Source organism: Stenotrophomonas sp. YJH_SMC_101-4, assembly GCF_059370395.1.
On sequence record NZ_JCAFTP010000001.1, the window covers coordinates 1,021,995 to 1,038,576 of the forward strand.

The following is a 16,582-nucleotide window of genomic DNA, read 5'->3' on the forward strand; positions in this document are numbered from 1 at the left end:
GCATGGCATGATCCGCCGGTCCCCTTCATGGAAGACCGATGGCCATCGCCCTGATCGCACTTCTGCTGATCGAGACCGTCCTTCTGATGGCCTGGGTGGCCGGTTATTTCAGCTGGGGCATCACCGTGTTCAACGAACGCATCGCGGCGTCACCGGCCATGCAGGCCCGGCTCTCGCTGGGCAGCCTGGAACGTGACCTGCCGCAGGACAAGTGGCTGCGACTGGCCTTCCATGCGCTGCCCGATGGCAGCATGGCGTTCCGCGAGAGCTTCGCGCCGAGCTTCGGCCTGCGCTACTTCCCGGTAATGCGAGGACGCGTCGTGCTCAACGCGCGACGGCACGAGGTGCGGGTGATCGGACTGTGCAGCTGGTTCGTGGCCATCCTGTCGCTGTTGCTGTTGCCGCTGGTGGTGATGCGCCCGATGGTGGCGCCCATGCTGCTGGTGCTGCCGCTGTTCCTGGCCAGCTATCTGGTCCAGAAGCGGCGCTATGCGGCCATCGTCGAAGCGCTGCGCATGCAGTTGAAGGCGGAGTTCCCAAGGTAGATCCACCCCATGCGTGGATGGTCGCGCGTGCAGGAGGCATTCGTGCCGACCAAGGTCAGCACCCACCAAAACGGGTTGCGGTAGATCCACGCCATGCGTGGATAGACACAGCAGCCAAGGTCAGTTCCCACCAGCGCAGCTGATCAGCGCACCAGCACCACTTCCCCGCTGGCATCGGTACGCAGCGAAACCGGCTGTGGCTGGCGCAGCCATTGCGCCAGGTCGCGCGGGCTGAGCGGGCGCGAGTACAGGTAACCCTGGATCTCGTCGCAGCCCTGCCGGCGCAACATGTCTTCTTCCTGGTGCGTTTCCACGCCCTCGGCCACCACCTTCATGCCCAACGCGTGACCCAGGTGCACGATGGCCTGGGTTACTTCGGCCGTGCCCGAATCGTGCAGCATGCCCTGCACGAAACTGCGGTCGATCTTCAGGCGGCCCACCGGGAAGCGGTTGAGATAATTGAGGTTGGAGAAGCCGGTACCGAAGTCATCCACCGCCAGCGGCACGCCGTGCCGTTCCAGTACATCGAAGCAGTGGCGCAGGATGTCGGTATCACGGATCAGTGCCGACTCGGTCAGTTCCAGTTCCAGCCGCTGCGGTGGCCAGCCATGGGCGTGGCAGATCTCGATCACGCGCTCGGCAAAGCCGCGGTCACGCAGCTGCACCGCGGAGACATTCACCGCGATGCGGTCGAAGCGCAGGCCGGCGCGGTCCCAGGCGGTGGCCTGGCGGCAGGCTTCATTCAGTACCCAGTCGCCGATCCGTACGATCTCACCGCACTTCTCGGCAATCGGAATGAACTCGGCCGGGCTGCAGTAGCCGATCCCGGGCCGGTGCCAGCGCAGCAGCGCCTCGATTGCAGGTGGCTCGCCATGGTGGGCATGCAGCAGCGGCTGGTAGGCCAGGCTGAACTCTTCGCGTTCGATGGCGCCGTGCAGGGCGTGCTCAAGCTCCAGCTTGCGCTGGATGCGGGCCAGCGCGTCCTGACTGTAGTACTGGTAGGTATTGCGCCCGGCTTCCTTGGCCGCGTACATCGCGGCGTCGGCAGCACGCAGCAGGGAATCAAAGTCGGTCTGCGCATCGCCCAGCATCGCGATGCCGACGCTGGCGCCGACCTTCAAGGTGGTCTCGCCACGGCGCAGCGGCTCGGCCAACGAGGCGATCAGCTTGCGCGCCACGTGGCCGGCGTCTTCCGGCTCGGCCAGATCGCGCAGCACCACGATGAACTCGTCACCACTGAAGCGGCCAAACAGGTCGTTGTTGCGCAGGTTCTGGTGCAGGCGCGTCGCAGCGGCCTTCAGCAGCGCATCACCGGTGGCATGACCGAAGCTGTCGTTGATGGTCTTGAAACCGTCCAGATCGATGAACAGCATCGCCAGCGAGGTGCCACGGTCGCGCGCTTCCTCGATGGCTTCTGCCGTCTGTTCGCCGAGCAGCACGCGGTTGGGCAGGCCGGTGAGCAGATCGTAGTGGGCCAGCAGCTCGATGCGCTCATTCGCCTCGCGCTCGCGGGTGATGTCACGGAACAGCACCACGAAGCGCGGCGGCAGGCCGTCGCGACGGTCCAGCTCGATCAGCACCTGCACCCAGACGCGCAGGCCGGACTGGCGGTAGAAGCACAGGTCCAGCTGTTCGGGCAGTCCGCCATCGGCGATGCGCCCCAACGCCGCTTCGAAGGCGTTGCGTGAGTCCTCGGTGTAAAGCGCCAGCGCCTGGTCGAGGGTGATCGGCTCCTTGCGCAAGCCGTGGATGCGATAGCACTCCTCGGTCCACTGCATGTGCCGGGTCTGCACCTCGATCTCGCAGCCGCCGATGCGGCCCAGCGCGGAGACGCGGTTGAGCAGTTCGGTGCGCCAGCGGATCAGTGCATCGGTCTGGTGCTGCTCGGTGATGTTCTGCACCTGGCCGAGCAGGCGCTTGGGCTGGCCATCCATGTCCAGCAGCGGCTGCATCCACAGCCGCAGGTGCTGCGACGGTTCGTGGCCGCGGGTCAGTTCCAGTTCGATGTTGGCGGCCCGGCCATCACGCCACAGACGCCGCCATGCTGCGCGCAATGCACCCCGCGAGCGCGGATGCAGCTGCTTCAGCCAGCGGCGCTGGCCGGGCGCGCTGCCCTGCTCCAGCGCCAGCATCGAGCGCAGCTCCGGCGACCACCAGAAATGACCGCTGTTGGGGTCGAACGACCAGCTGCCCATGCTGGCGATGCGCTGGGCCTCGCTCAGGTGCAGCTGCTGTTCCTGAAGCAGCCCTTCCAGCTGCTTCTGTTGTTCGATATCGGTATGCGTGCCGACCATGCGCAGCGGCTGGCCATCGGCGGTGCGCGCGACCACGCGCCCGCGGTCCAGTACCCAACGCCACTGGCCATCGGCCTGGCGGAAGCGGAACTGTGCGCTGTACTGCTCGCTCAAGCCACGCAGATGCTCGTCCAGTGCGACCCGCACCTGGGCGATATCCTCGCTGTGCACGCGGGCCAGGATCTCGGTGGCGGTTTCGTCACCCAGCGCCGGGGTGCGCACCACACGGTCGCTGGGAATGTCCCAGTCCCACAGGCTGTGCCCGGCACTGTCCAGCGCCAGCTCCCAGCGCCCACCGCCGCCAAGCGGCACCGGTTCGGGAATGCTCAGCGTGAAGGCCAGCAGATTGCCGGCGCCATCGTGCACGGCCCGCAGGTGGCCGTCGTAGTGCCCGTGCGGGCCACCCGGCAGCGTGCAGGCCACGATGCCGCCATCGGCGGCCATCAGGCGCAGATCTTCCAGCATCGGCGCATACGCAGCCACGGTAGCCGGCAAGCCGTGCTCGCGCGCAGCCGGATTGGCCGCCAGCGGGCGGCCCGTGCGGTCGACGATGACCAGCGCCGACGCAAGCGGGTGCTGCAGCAGGCTGGCGATGATCCCTTGGTCCACGCGATCTTGCTCCGGATGACACGCCCGTCAGCGGGGCACGCAGTGGTTAACGGCGCCTGCGGCGGATAATTGAGTGGTCTGGGCGCACCTGCGCGGTAAGATGGCCGGCGCCCCTTTCTTCCGCCCTGTCCATGCCCGCAGAACCGACCGGCAACGCCCCAGTTCCCGACCCGCGGATGTCGCAGGCGCTGAGCCGCGACCGGCGCCGGGTGGTGCTGAGCTACCTGGCGATGGCGCTGGCCTGGATGATCTCCACCGACAGTGCGGTGCAGGCACTGGTGCCTGACCCGCAGCAGGCGGCCTTGTGGCAGGGCCTGAAGGGCTCGTTCTTCGCCCTTGCCAGTGCGGGCCTGCTGTATCTGCTGCTGCGCCCGCTGGCCGAGCACGTGCTGCACACCCATGCACGCCAGCAGGCCTCGGAGCTGCGCCTGCGGCAGATGTTCGAAGGCAACCCCGGCCCGATCCTGGTCTATGACCTCGATACGCTGGCGATCCTCGATGCCAATCCGGCGGCCTGCACCGCCTTCGGCTGGGACCGTGACGAACTGCTGGAGCAGACCATCGACGCGTTGTGGCCGCCAGGCCAGGACCAGGCACTGCAGACCAAGCTGGAGGCGATCCGCGAGGCACCGGAGGAACTGTGCATCCTGCGTACCCAGCTGCAGCTGCGTGACGGCTCGCTGCGGCAGATGGAGCTGCGCTCCAACGCCATCAGCTACGACGGCCACAACGCCCGCTTGTTGATTGCCATCGACCGCACTGCGGAGGATCTGGCGCAACTGCGCCGCGACCAGGCGCTGGCCCGGGTGGAAGAAGCCCACGAGCTGGCCCGCATCGGCGCCTGGGAGCTGGACCCGTCCACCGGGCTCGGCCGTTATTCCAACCAGGTCTACCGCCTGCTGGGCCGCCGCCCGCCCGAGGCCCGGCGCTGGCATCGCTTCGACGAACTGCTGGTGCCGGCCGATCCGGCCACCGCTACCCAGACCGAACAGCTGCTGGCCGAACTCTGCTCCGGCGATCCCGTGCACGTGGACGTGCTGCTGCCGCTGTTGTCGATGGATGGCCGCGCCTTGATGGTGCATCTGCGTGCTGCCAGCGGCATCGACGAGGCCGGCCGCAATCGCGTGCTGGGCACGCTGCAGGACGTGACCGAGCGCGAGCAGTCGCGACGCCTGCTGCGCGAGCGTGAGGAGCAGTTCCGCGAGCTGGTACGGGTACTGCCCGATGGCGTGGTGATCCTCTCCGAAGAACACGTGTTGTACGCCAATGCCTGGGCCGCCAGCCTGTTCGGCTATGGCAGCCACACCCTGCTGGGCGAGCCGCTGTCGGCACTGGTGGACAACGCCGATCTGTCCCGCGTGCGTAGCCAGCTGCGTGCAGGCCAGCCCCATCTGGGGCCCGGTCACAGCAGCGTGGTGGCGATGCAGCGCGCTGATGGCCGCAGCTTCCATGCCGGCCTGGCGGTAGGTGAAGTGCGTTATGGCGGACGCGACTGCAAGTTGCTGATCGTGCGCGACCTGAGCGATTCCGAGCGCACCCGCAGTGCGTTGGAAACCAGCAACCGTGAACTGCAGGCGATGGCCGGCCGGCTGTTCTCGCTGCAGGAGGATGAACGCCGCGCGATCTCGCGCGATCTGCACGACGACATCGGCCAGGCGATCACGGCGATCAAGTTGTCCGCCTACGCAGCACAGGACGAAGATGATCCGCAGCGCCGCGCCGAGGATCTGGCACAGATCGTCAGTCTGGCCGATACCACGGTGGCCAAGCTGCGCGACATCTCTACCCTGCTGCGCCCGCCGCAGCTCGACGCGCTGGGCCTGGAAGCAGCCTTGAGCTGGCAGGCACGGGTACTGTTCCGTTCGTCGCCGGTGGAACTGCTGGCCGAGATCGAGCCCCTGCCGCACCGTCCCGACAACAGCATCGAGCAGGCCTGCTTCCGTATCGCGCAGGAAAGCCTGACCAACGTATTGCGCCACGCCCGTGCCAGCCAGGTGCTGCTGCAGCTGCGCGATGTCGGCCAGCGCGGCCTGCACCTGCAGATCCGCGACGATGGCGAGGGTTTCGACCCCGATGGTCCGCGCGGGCTGGGCCTGATCGTGATGCGTGAGCGCGCGCAGAGCGTCGGTGGCCATGTGCGGATCGAATCCGCGCACGGCGAAGGCACGCTGATCGACGTTCACCTCCCCTACCAGGCGGCCAGCATGGCCGCCGTTGAGTCACCGGAATACTGAGCCTATGTGGAATCCCAACCAGCCCCCGGTCAGCATCGATGATGCGCCTGATCGCCTTGGCGCCGGCAACCCCGAGCTGCAGGTAATGGTCGCCGAGGCGGCCTCGGGCGGCACCGCACTGATGCTGATGCATGTCGACATCGACCACTTCGCCTCGGTCAACGAAAACATGAGCGCCGAGGTGGGTGACCAGGCACTGGCGCTGGTGGCGCAGCGGTTGCAGTCCTATCTGCGCGGGCGCGGCAAGCTGTGGCGCCACGGCAGCGATGAGTTCCTGATCGCCGTGCCACGCACCGCCGACGTGCCGCTGCCGGAGGACTTTGCCGAGGAGATCCGGCAGCAGATGGAACTGCCACTATCGGTGCTGCCGTACACACTGTTCATGACCGGCAAGCTGGGCGTGAGCCTGTGCCCGGACCATGCCAGCAGTGCCTCGCGCCTGCTCGATCATGCCGAGGATGCGCTGTACCAGGCGGCCCGCGAAGGCGGCAACGCGGTGCGCATCCACGCCGTGGACACGCCGCCGAGCGCGCACAGCGAAAGCATCATCGCGCGCCAGATCGTCGACGCGATCCCCAACGGCGAGCTGAAACTGCGTTACCAGCCGCTGGTCAGCGCCCGTGATGGCCACGTGGTGGGCATGGAGGCGCTGCTGCGCTGGCAGTCGCCGACGCTGGGCATGCTGGTGCCGGAGCGCTTCATGCGCACCGCCGAACGGCTGGGCATCATCGTGCAGATCGGCACCTGGGTGCTGGAGGGCGCACTGAAGCAGGCCCGCCTGTGGCGCGATCAGGGCTTCGACGACTTCACCATCGCCGTGAACGTGTCGACCCTGCAGCTGCTGCGGCCCAATTTCTTCGCCGAAGTGATGGGCCTGATCCAGGCGGCGGGCGTGCCGGCGCAGATGCTGACGCTGGAGATCAACGAAAGCGCGCTGACCAACAACGTCAACTTCGTGCACGAGACGCTGGCCAACCTGCGCAACGAAGGCATCAGCCTGAGCCTGGACAATTTCGGCACCGGCGATTCCAGCCTGAGTGCGCTGGTGCGCTACCCGGTGGACAAGCTGAAGATCGACCGCAGCTTCATCAAGAGTGCGCCGGCCGGTAACCGCGAAGCGGCCATCGCCCGCGCGATCATCGCCATGGGCCACCAGCTGGGCATGACCGTGATCGCCAACGGCGTGGAATCGCAGGCGCAACTGGGCTTCCTGCGCCGCAACGACTGCGACGTTTTCCAGGGCTACCTGTTCGGCGAACCGATGTCGGCCGATGCCGCCGGCATGACCCTGCGCCGCCGCTACCTGCGCCCGGAGGCCTTTGCCGAGACCCGTCCCGACCGCACGCTGCTGTTGCTGGACGACGAGGAGAACGTGCTGCGCTCGCTGGTGCGCCTGTTCCGTCGCGATGGCTACCGCATCCTGGCGGCCGGCAACGTGCGCGATGCGTTCGACCTGCTGGCGATCAACGACGTGCAGGTGATCCTGTCCGACCAGCGCATGAGCGACATGAGCGGCACCGAGTTCCTGGGCCGGGTGAAGATGCTGTACCCGGACACGATCCGCCTGGTGCTGTCCGGTTACACCGATCTGAACACCGTGACCGACGCGATCAACCGCGGTGCGATCTATCGCTTCCTGACCAAGCCGTGGAACGATGACGAGCTGCGCAAGCACATCCACCAGGCGTTCCGCACCTATGAGGAGCAACGCCGCAGCAACGCCGGTCCGGCGCCGGTGGAGAGCGGAGATGGCGGTGAGGATCGTCCGCTGCGGTGACCCACATGTAGAGTCGGTCAGCGCGGCTGCTTCACCGGCAGCACCACGCGGAAGCGCGAGCCCACGCCCGGGGTGCTGTCCAGGTCGATGCGGCCGTGGTGCTTGTTGATGATGCTGTAGGAGATCGACAGGCCCAGGCCGGTACCGCTACCCACCGGCTTGGTGGTGAAGAACGGATCGAAGATGCGCTGGCGCAGTTCCGGCGAGATGCCACCGCCGGTGTCCTCGAATTCGACCCACACGTGATCGCCATCAACGCCGGTGCGCACCGTGATCGTGCCGCGCTCGGCGATGGCATGGCCGGCGTTGAGCAGCAGGTTCATGTAGACCTGGTTCAACTCCGACGGCAGGCATTCCACCAGCGGTAGCTGGCCGAACTCCCGCACCAGGGTGACCTTGTACTTCAGCTCGTTCCAGATGATGTTGATGGTCGATTCCAGGCCTGCGTGCAGGTCGACCAGCTTCCACGATTCGTCGCGGCCGGAATACGAGAAGTCCTTCAGGTCACGCACGATACGCGTCACCCGCTCGATGCCTTCGCGCGACTCGGCCATCAGCTGCGGCAGGTCGCGGCTGATGAAATCGATGTCCAGGCGGTCACGGATATCGTCGATTTCCGGGATCAGCGCCTTCGGGTCCGGCGCACGCAATGCGCGTTCGTAGGCTTCGATCACGGTGAACAGGCTGCGCAGGTACTCCTGCAGGCTGCCCAGGTTGGAGTGCACGTAGCCGATCGGGTTATTGATCTCGTGCGCGACGCCGGCAGCAAGCTGGCCGATCGAAGCCATCTTTTCCGACTGCAGCAGCTTCTCCTGGGTGCCGTTCAGACGCAGGTAGGCCTGGCGCAGCTCGGCGTGGCGCTGCTGGAGTTCGCGCTCGTAGTCTTCCTGCCCCTCGATATGGCGGAACAACGCCAGGAAGTGCCCCTGGCCCACCGGGCCGTGGTGATACAGATGGGCGATGACCACGCCCTCGCCCAGCGGCAGGCTGCCATTCCAGTGGCCATGCTGGCGCGCCTGCTCCAGCGCATCGGGCGGCAGCAGTTCACGCAGCCGCTGCGGTGGCGGCAGACCGCCACCCTCACCACTGGCCAGCAGGTTCTGCGCGGCCGGATTGGCCAGCGCCACCTGCCCGTCTTCAGTGAAAAGCAGCAGCCCTTCGCGCAGGCGCTCAAGCAGGGCCTGCAGCACCGGCTGTGGCGGAAGGGGGGCGGTAACCAGAGCGTTGGCAGCGGACACGGCGACTCGGGGCGTTCGAACAGGCGCCCAATATACGCGGTCACGCAGCGGGCTTCAGCCCGCTTGATGGGGTTGTGCGGCCGCCGTCGCGTCAGGCGACAGCGAGTGGGCGGCGCGCAGTGACGGTGTGCGCCTGGCCCTTGGCATCGTAGGCCGAGGCATCTTCAGTGCGACCGAGCTGGCGCAGCGCCCAGTTGACCTCGCGGCGGCGGCGCGACAGCAGTACGCCGTTGGCGCGGTTGCGCTCGGCCAGTTCCTGCAGCTGTTCGCCCTCGCCCACCGGCGGCGCGCCTTCCAGCGCACGCAGCGCCTCCAGCTTGGCGCCGGTGGCCCGGATCAGGGCGTGCACGTCGTGCTCGACGAGGGCCTGGCGTTCAACGTCCAGGGCCTGGGCAAGACGCTGCAGCGGCTCGCTCATCGCCGCAGTCATCCGTGCAGCTGCTGGTCCAGCTCGAGCATGCGCGATGCGATCGCGTCCGGATTGATCTTGTAGGTGCCGTTCTGCAGGGACTCGCGCACCGCGGCCACGCGCTGGGCGTCGATCGCCGGGGCGGTGGTCAGCTCACGCTCGATGGCCTGCAGATTGGTGGCCTCGCCGGTCAGGCGCAGACTGTCGGCCGCTTCGACCGGACGTGCTGCCGCATCGGTGCTGACGCCGGGCTTGTTGGCCGGGGTCGTCACGCTGCGCAGTGCCTGGGGGACCTGCAGGTTGCCGTCGATTTTCTGGCTCATGGGGTGTCCTGGAGTTGCCGTTCACAAGGGATAACGGCCGCAGGGCCGTGATCTTTAGGGATATTTTGCGGTAAATCAACGCGCCACGATTACGTCACCGGCGGCATCGACCGTGCCCTGCACGATCCGTCGCGAGGACAGGTTCTCTACCGAGACCCGTTCGTTTTCACCGGCATCGCCCATCGCGCGACCGGCAATGCGGACTTCGACCGAGCCACGACGCGATACCAGGGCCACATTGTCTCCCCGCTTGATGAGACGCTGCACCACCAGATCGTTGTTCGACAGCAGGGCTCCGGCCTGCAACGGACGGCGGGCGATGCGGCCGATTGCTGCGTTGGGATCGGCCAGCACCGCACCGGCAATCCGGGCGGCGTCACGCTGGGCAGTGGTGATATCGGCAGCGGTGAGGGTTTCTCCAGTACCGATTCCGCGATTGAGCACCAGCACGGTCTGGTTGCGCCGCACCTTTACGGGCACGAACAGGCGCCAACCACCGGCATCCGGGCAGCTGACTTCGACCGTGGTGTTGGCGGTGGGCTGCACCTGCAGCGCGCCGCCACACCTGGGCAGGCGCAGCGCATCGGCCACCTGGGCCTCGCCCTCGCTGCCGGCCGGCAGCGTCGACAACGCCGCGGTGCGAATGCTGGCCACCGGCTGCCAGTCGGCGGCAACCGCGCACGGCGAGGCCAGCGCCAGCGCGATGGCGAATAGAGATGTGACCCGGCGCATGGCGCCTCCTGTCGAGGGGATCTGGCCCTGCTGCGTGCAAGCGGTGTGCCAGAGCACTGGCTTTGCCGCGACGAGCCCTGCTCCACCCCACAAAAGGCCGCGTGGAGCGCGCGGGCGGCAGAGCGCCCTCAAGTTCGCCCCCTGCCACGCCGATACAGCAGCCATGTCCCATGACCTGCTCAACCGGATCGACCAGCGGACCCGACTGGCCGGCCACAATCGCCTGGCGCTGCTGCTGTTCCGTCTCGGCGGACGTCAGCTTTTTGGCGTCAATGTCTTCAAGGTGCAGGAGGTCCTGCGGCGCCCGGAGCTGTTCCAGGTGCCCGGGCTGCCCAGCCAGTTCTCCGGCGTGGCCGACGTGCGCGGCCGTTCGGTGCCGGTGCTGGACCTCGGGCTGGCGATCGGCCATCCCGAGCGCGAGCCCGATGCGGACACCTCGCCCGGCTATCTGGTCGTCACCGAATTCAACCGCTCGATCCAGGGCTTCCTGGTCAGCGGCGTGGAGCGCATCGTCAACATCGCGGTGGAAGACATCCACCCGCCGCCGGAACTGGGCGCCGAATCGAGCTACCTGACCGCGGTGACCCGCTTCCAGGGCGAGCTGATCCAGGTGATCGACGTGGAAAGCGTACTGGCCGACATCGCCCAGGTCCGTGGCGAAGCGGTGCTGGACCCGGCCATGGCAATGCCGGCCGACGGCCCGCAGCTGCAGGTGCTGGTGGTGGACGACTCGCGCGTAGCCCGCCAGCAGATCCGCAGCGTGCTGGACCAGCTGGGGGTGGGCGCCACCCTGCTTTCCGACGGCAAGCAGGCGCTGGACCACCTGCTGCAGATCCATGCCTCGGGCGAGAACCCGGCCGAACGTTATGCCATGGTCATCTCGGACATCGAGATGCCGGCCATGGACGGCTATACGCTGACGACGGAAATCCGGCGCCATCCGGGCCTGGCGGGCCTGTATGTGCTGCTGCACACCTCGCTGTCGGGCGTATTCAACAATGCGATGGTCGAGCGCGTGGGCGCCAACGCGTTCGTCGCCAAGTATTCGCCGCACGAGCTGGCTGACTTCGTGCTGGACCGCCTGCGCAAGGTGGCGATGGCGGCGTAGGGCCGCGTCACGGGTCTCCGCCGGGCATGGCCCGGCGCTACCACAACCTCCCCCACCCCTGGGGTAGCGCCGGGCCATGCCCGGCGGACGCGATGTCGCGCGTGCTTTGGCACACCCCTTGCAGCTTCCCGGGCAACGTTCCCGTGGGAGTGCACCGTGCGCAACCTGATTACCGACTACCTGGGCGTCCACGCCCAGGCCATGCCGTTGCGCGAACAGCGGATGAAGCTGATCGCCAGCAACCTCGGCAATGCCGACACGCCCGGCTACAAGGCCCAGGACCTGGACTTCGATGCCGCCCTGCGCCATGCCCAGGGGCAGGATGCCAACGGCCTGATGACCACCACCCACGAGCAGCACTACGAAATCAGTAGTGGCTTGAATCCGTTCCAGATCGCGCGCGACGGCGTGCAGCCCAGCCTGGACGGCAACACCGTCGATCCCGATGCCGAGCGTGCCGCCTATGGCCGCGCCGCACTCGAATACCGCGCTTCGCTCAGCTTCGTCGAGAGCAAGGTGCGTTCCATGCTGACCGCGATCACGGGGCAATAAGCCATGAGCAACCTGCCGATCTTCGATATCGCCGGCTCCGCGGTGCAGGCGCAGTCGGTGCGCATGAGCACCATCGCCTCCAACCTCTCCAACGCCGATACCGTCGCCGGCTCCGCCGACGCCGTGTACAAGCCGCTGGAACCGATCTTCCAGGCCGTCACCAGCAAGAACGATCCGAACATCACCTCGGTGAAGGTGAAGGAGATTACCCAGAGCGACGCAGCGCCGATCAAGCGCTACGAGCCGGGCCATCCGCTGGCCGATGGCGATGGCTACATCTACCAGCCCGACGTCGATCCGGTGGCACAGATGGTCAACCTGATCTCGACCTCGCGTAACTACCAGGCCGGCGTGGAGATGCTGACCACCGCCAAGGAACTGGCCCTGGCCACCCTGACCATGGGCCGCTGAGGCCCGCAGTACCGGATACCGCCATGACCACCGCCGTCAACAACCAGACCAGCCAGGACGTCTACGCCGCACTCGGCCTGAACGCCCCGAACAGCAACGCTACGAAAAAGAAGAACACGCTGGACCAGGCCGACTTCCTGCGCCTGATGACCGAGCAGCTGCAGCATCAGGATCCGCTGAAGCCGATGGACAACACGCAGATGGTCGCGCAGATGGCGCAGATGTCCACCGTACAGGGCATCACCGATCTGAACAAGACGGTGAAGGGCTTCCAGGAATCGATGGCCAGCGACCAGGTACTGCGCGGTGCCGCGCTGGTCGGTCACCAGGTGCTGGTGCCGTCGGAAAAGCTGGTATTGGAAAAGGAAGGCAGCGTCGAAGGCACGGTGGCCGCACCCTCGGCCGGCATCGTAACCGTCGACATCACCGACGCCAACGGCACCAAGGTCACCTCGCTGAGCGTAGAAGCCAAGGCCGCTGGTGAAACCGCCTTCCAGTGGGACGGCAAGGACGCCAACGGCAAGCGCATGGAACCGGGCAAGTACTCCATCGTCGCCAACCACGTCGACACCACAGGGAAGAGCACCAAGTTGTCCACCTTCGTGCAGGCCCCGGTGGAGAGCGTGACCGTCGGTTCCGACGGCCTGTACCTGAACCTCAAGGGCCTGGGCACGGCCCCGATCGACTACGTGCTCCGCGTCAGCTGAGCCGCACATTCCGCATCAACCAGGAGCATCCCATGGGCTTCAACGTCTCGCTGTCCGGCATCAATGCCGCCAACACCGACCTGAGCGTCACCGCCAACAACGTCGCCAACGTCAACACCGCCGGCTTCAAGCAATCGCGCGCCGAATTCGCCGACCTGTTCGCCTCCACCAGCTACGGCCTGTCGAAGAACCAGACCGGCTCGGGCGTCCGTGTTTCCAATGTCGCCCAGCAGTTCATCCAGGGCCACAATGAACAGACCGGCCGCAGCCTGGACATGGCGATCTCCGGTGAGGGCTTCTTCACCATGAACATGAACGGCTCGCGCGTGTACTCGCGTGCCGGCAATTTCCAGACCGATTCCGCCGGTTACGTGATCAACCCGCAGGGCGCGCGCCTGCAGGTGTTCGCGCCGAATGCCGATGGCACCAACTTCGATGCAGGCCGTCTGGTCGACCTGCAGCTGCTGACCACCGACAGCCCGCCGAAGCAGACCAGCGAAGTGAAGGTCGGCTTCACCCTGCCGGCCAACGCCAAGCAGCCGACGGTCGCAAATTTCGATCCAACCGACTCCAACAGCTACAACCATTCCAGCGGTGGCATCACCGTGTACGACTCGCTGGGCGTCAGCCATATCCAGGTCTCGTACTTCGTGAAGGGCGCCAATCCAAACGAGTGGACCGTGCACAACTACGTGGACGGCCAACCGGCCGGCACCCCGACCGCGGTCGCCTTCGATAACAGCGGCAAGCTGACCACTCCGGCCAACGGCAAGGTCAGCCTCGGCACGTTCACCCCGACCACCGGCGCCGGTCAGCTCAACATGACGCTGGATATCAGCGGCTCGACCCAGTACGGCGAAAAGTTCGCCCTGCGCAACACCCAGCAGGACGGCTACGCCGCCGGCAAGCTCAACGAGATCACCGTGTCGGAAACCGGCGTGGTCTATGCCCGCTATTCCAACGGTGACGACAAGCCCCTCGGCCAGGTCGCACTGACCACGTTCAACAACACGCAGGGCCTGGAGCAGAAGGGCAACAACCTGTGGGTGGAGACGTTCGAGTCGGGCACCCCGCGCACCGGCATGCCGGACACCTCCAACCTCGGCAAGATCCAGGCCGGCTCGCTGGAAGCGTCCACCGTCGACCTCACCGAGCAGCTGGTCAACATGATCACCGCGCAGCGCAACTTCCAGGCCAACGCGCAGATGATCACCACCCAGGATCAGATCACCCAGACCGTCATCAACATCCGTTGATGACGCGCTGACCTTGTCACGGAACTCCCCGCATGGATAAAGCCCTTTACGTGGCGATGACCGGTGCCCGCGCCTCCCTGCAGGCGCAGGGTACGCTCAGCCACAACCTCGCCAACTCCGACACCCCCGGCTTCAAGGAAGCGCTGGCCAACACCGAAGCCTTCCCGATCCGTGGCCCGGGCTTTGCCTCGCGGGTGGATGCGCTGCATGTCGACGCCGGATTCAACCGCACGCCCGGCTCGCAGCACATCACTGGCAAGCCGCTGGATCTGTCCCTGCAGACCGGCACCTGGCTGGCCGTGCAATCCAGTGACGGCAGCGAGGCCTACACGCGCGGCGCGGCGTTGTCGGTCACGCCGAACGGCCAGCTGGTGACCTCCAGCGGCCGTCCGGTACTGGATGACAACAACAACCCGATCGCCATTCCGCCCTACCAGGCGATGGAGATCGGTGCCGACGGCACGCTCTCGATCATCCCGCAGGGCGAAGGCCCGCAGACCATGGCACAGATCGGTCGCATCAAAGTGGTGCAGGCACCGGATGAACGCCTGGAGCGTGGCCTGGATGGCCTGTTCCGCAACACCGACCCACGCCAGCCGTTCGCACCGGCACAGGGTACGGCCGTGCACAGCGGCCAGCTGGAAGGCAGCAACGTGGACGCCGCTGGTGCGCTGGTGCAGATGATCCAGCTGCAGCGCCAGTACGAAATGCAGGTGCAGGTGATCAAGCACGGCGACGAGAACGCGCGCAGCGCCAACAGCATGCTGCGCCTGGGCAGCTGACGGAATTCCGGCGCCGGCTGATGCCGGCGCTGGCACACCGCTTGCACACCCGCATTCAAGGGCCGCACCACGCGGCCGGCTTCACCAGACAGGACACCGAAGATGAACCAGGCATTGTGGATCGCGAAAACCGGACTGGATGCGCAGCAGATGCGCATGTCGGTGGTTTCCAACAACCTCGCCAACACCAACACCACCGGCTTCAAGCAGGACCGTGCCAGTTTTGAAGACCTGCTGTACCAGCAGGTGCGCCAGCCCGGCGGCTCTTCGTCGGCGCAGACCCAGTTGCCGACCGGCCTGCAGCTCGGCACCGGCGTGCGCGTGGTCGCCACCGCCAAGAACTTTGAACAGGGTGGCCAGCAGCAGACCGGCCGCGCCCTGGACGTGATGGTCAACGGCCGCGGCTTCTTCGAAGTTCAGATGCCTGATGGCAGCTCGGCCTACACCCGTGATGGCTCGTTCAAGATCAACCAGGACAGCGAACTGGTCACCAACAGCGGCTACCCAGTGCAGCCTGGCATCCAGATTCCCGAAGGCGCGCAGTCGGTGACCATCGGGACCGACGGCACCATCAGCGTGAAGATGGCCGACGGTGCGGCGTCGGTGGAAGTGGGTGCGCTGACCCTGACCGATTTCGTCAATCCGGCTGGCCTGCAGGCCCGCGGCGAGAACCTGTTCCTGGAGACCACCGCTTCCGGTCCGGCACAGAACGGCAACCCCGGGCTCAACGGCCTCGGCACCGTGGTGCAGGGCGCGCTGGAAGGCAGCAACGTCAACGTGGTGGAAGAGCTGGTGTCGATGATCGAAACCCAGCGCGCCTACGAAATGAACGCCAAGGCGATCTCCACCACCGATTCGATGCTCGGCTACCTCAACAACAAGCTCTGACCGGCCAAACCGGGAAACCGCCATGTCGCCCATTTCCAACTTCGCCCGCACCGCCCTCGCCTGCGCCGTGGCCGCCCTGCTCGGTGGCTGCGTGATCGCCGGCGACGTGCGTCCCTACCCGACGATGGCACCGATCCAGCCGATCATGCCGCCGCAGGCACAGCCGACCGCGGGTGCCATCTATGCCGCCGGCCCGACCCTGCAGCTGTATTCGGACCGCCGCGCACGCGATGTTGGCGACCTGCTGACCATCACCCTGCTGGAAAACACCACCGCGCAAACCAGTGCGAATACCGCAACCAACAAGGAATCGAACCTGAGCCTGGGCACGCCGTCCATTCTCGGCGCGCCGGTCACCCTCGGCGGCAAGGACATTCTGAGTGCCACGGCCAAGGGCGCGCGTGACTTCACCGGCAAGGGCAACAGCGCGCAGAGCAACCGCCTGCAGGGCAGCGTCACGGTCACCGTGGTCCAACGCCTGCCCAACGGCAACCTGGTAGTACAGGGGCAGAAGAACCTGCGGCTGAACCAGGGCGATGAACTGGTGCAGGTGCAGGGCATCGTCCGCCCGGGCGACATCAGCCAGGACAACACCATTCCGTCCAGCCGCGTGGCCGAGGCCCGCATCGTCTATGGCGGCCGCGGCCCGGTCGCGCAGTCCAACGCGATGGGCTGGCTGAGCCGCTTCTTCAACTCCGGCCTGACGCCGTTCTGAGT

Annotated in this window: 16 protein-coding genes; 11 read left to right on the forward strand and 5 right to left on the reverse strand. The window is 66.5% G+C overall.

Features of this window, described 5'->3' with window-relative positions; genetic code table 11:
• The first annotated feature begins 38 nt into the window (after window positions 1-38).
• A complete protein-coding gene (locus AC5P8D_RS04720) occupies window positions 39-545 on the forward strand; it encodes a hypothetical protein (RefSeq protein ID WP_159360119.1) in 507 nt (168 codons plus the stop codon).
• 143 nt (window positions 546-688) lie between these two features.
• Here the strand turns inward: AC5P8D_RS04720 and AC5P8D_RS04725 are convergent, their stop codons facing one another.
• Complete coding sequence (locus tag AC5P8D_RS04725) at window positions 689-3,448, reverse strand: bifunctional diguanylate cyclase/phosphodiesterase (RefSeq protein WP_495203128.1); 2,760 nt, start codon at window positions 3,446-3,448, stop codon at window positions 689-691.
• 131 nt (window positions 3,449-3,579) lie between these two features.
• Between AC5P8D_RS04725 and AC5P8D_RS04730 the strand changes: the two genes are divergently transcribed.
• Window positions 3,580-5,682 carry a sensor histidine kinase gene (locus AC5P8D_RS04730; RefSeq protein ID WP_495203129.1) on the forward strand — a complete coding sequence of 701 codons (2,103 nt, stop codon included), beginning with the start codon at window positions 3,580-3,582 and terminating at the stop codon, window positions 5,680-5,682.
• 4 nt (window positions 5,683-5,686) lie between these two features.
• The gene (locus AC5P8D_RS04735) at window positions 5,687-7,459 is read left to right on the forward strand and encodes an EAL domain-containing protein (RefSeq protein ID WP_019337423.1); all 1,773 of its coding nucleotides are present in this window, start codon (window positions 5,687-5,689) and stop codon (window positions 7,457-7,459) included.
• Window positions 7,460-7,476: 17 nt separating this feature from the next.
• Here AC5P8D_RS04735 and AC5P8D_RS04740 read toward each other — a convergent pair whose 3' ends face one another.
• The 4 genes from AC5P8D_RS04740 to flgA form a co-directional block, all read right to left on the reverse strand.
• A complete protein-coding gene (locus AC5P8D_RS04740; protein ID WP_019337422.1) occupies window positions 7,477-8,697 on the reverse strand; it encodes an ATP-binding protein in 1,221 nt (406 codons plus the stop codon).
• Window positions 8,698-8,788: 91 nt separating this feature from the next.
• Window positions 8,789-9,127, reverse strand: coding sequence for a flagella protein (locus AC5P8D_RS04745; RefSeq protein ID WP_010485882.1), 339 nt, complete (start codon window positions 9,125-9,127; stop codon window positions 8,789-8,791).
• Window positions 9,124-9,429, reverse strand: a complete 306-nt coding sequence (gene flgM / locus AC5P8D_RS04750) for a flagellar biosynthesis anti-sigma factor FlgM (protein WP_019337421.1) — start codon at window positions 9,427-9,429, stop codon at window positions 9,124-9,126. The genes AC5P8D_RS04745 and flgM overlap by 4 nt, the downstream gene beginning before the upstream one ends.
• A gap of 75 nt (window positions 9,430-9,504) precedes the next feature.
• Window positions 9,505-10,161, reverse strand: coding sequence for a flagellar basal body P-ring formation chaperone FlgA (gene flgA, locus AC5P8D_RS04755; RefSeq protein ID WP_313296704.1), 657 nt, complete (start codon window positions 10,159-10,161; stop codon window positions 9,505-9,507).
• A 163-nt stretch (window positions 10,162-10,324) separates the two neighbouring features.
• Here flgA and AC5P8D_RS04760 point away from each other — a divergent pair, with 163 nt between their 5' ends.
• From AC5P8D_RS04760 to flgH, 8 genes are all read left to right on the forward strand, one after another.
• Window positions 10,325-11,269 (forward strand): chemotaxis protein, encoded by a 945-nt coding sequence (locus AC5P8D_RS04760; protein WP_049436370.1) that lies wholly within the window; start codon window positions 10,325-10,327, stop codon window positions 11,267-11,269.
• A gap of 156 nt (window positions 11,270-11,425) precedes the next feature.
• On the forward strand, window positions 11,426-11,821 hold the full coding sequence (gene flgB, locus AC5P8D_RS04765) for a flagellar basal body rod protein FlgB (protein ID WP_171954962.1): 396 nt from the start codon (window positions 11,426-11,428) through the stop codon (window positions 11,819-11,821).
• 3 nt (window positions 11,822-11,824) lie between these two features.
• A complete protein-coding gene (gene flgC / locus AC5P8D_RS04770; protein WP_495203130.1) occupies window positions 11,825-12,232 on the forward strand; it encodes a flagellar basal body rod protein FlgC in 408 nt (135 codons plus the stop codon).
• A gap of 23 nt (window positions 12,233-12,255) precedes the next feature.
• Window positions 12,256-12,939 carry a flagellar hook assembly protein FlgD gene (locus AC5P8D_RS04775; protein ID WP_043395609.1) on the forward strand — a complete coding sequence of 228 codons (684 nt, stop codon included), beginning with the start codon at window positions 12,256-12,258 and terminating at the stop codon, window positions 12,937-12,939.
• Window positions 12,940-12,971: 32 nt separating this feature from the next.
• Window positions 12,972-14,195 (forward strand): flagellar hook protein FlgE, encoded by a 1,224-nt coding sequence (flgE, locus tag AC5P8D_RS04780; RefSeq protein WP_043395607.1) that lies wholly within the window; start codon window positions 12,972-12,974, stop codon window positions 14,193-14,195.
• A 32-nt stretch (window positions 14,196-14,227) separates the two neighbouring features.
• Window positions 14,228-14,977 (forward strand): flagellar basal body rod protein FlgF, encoded by a 750-nt coding sequence (locus AC5P8D_RS04785; RefSeq protein ID WP_019337418.1) that lies wholly within the window; start codon window positions 14,228-14,230, stop codon window positions 14,975-14,977.
• A 102-nt stretch (window positions 14,978-15,079) separates the two neighbouring features.
• Entirely contained in the window at window positions 15,080-15,865 is a 786-nt protein-coding gene (gene flgG / locus AC5P8D_RS04790; protein ID WP_005409571.1) for a flagellar basal-body rod protein FlgG, read from the forward strand.
• 22 nt (window positions 15,866-15,887) lie between these two features.
• A complete protein-coding gene (gene flgH, locus AC5P8D_RS04795) occupies window positions 15,888-16,580 on the forward strand; it encodes a flagellar basal body L-ring protein FlgH (RefSeq protein ID WP_010485899.1) in 693 nt (230 codons plus the stop codon).
• Window positions 16,581-16,582 lie beyond the last annotated feature (2 nt).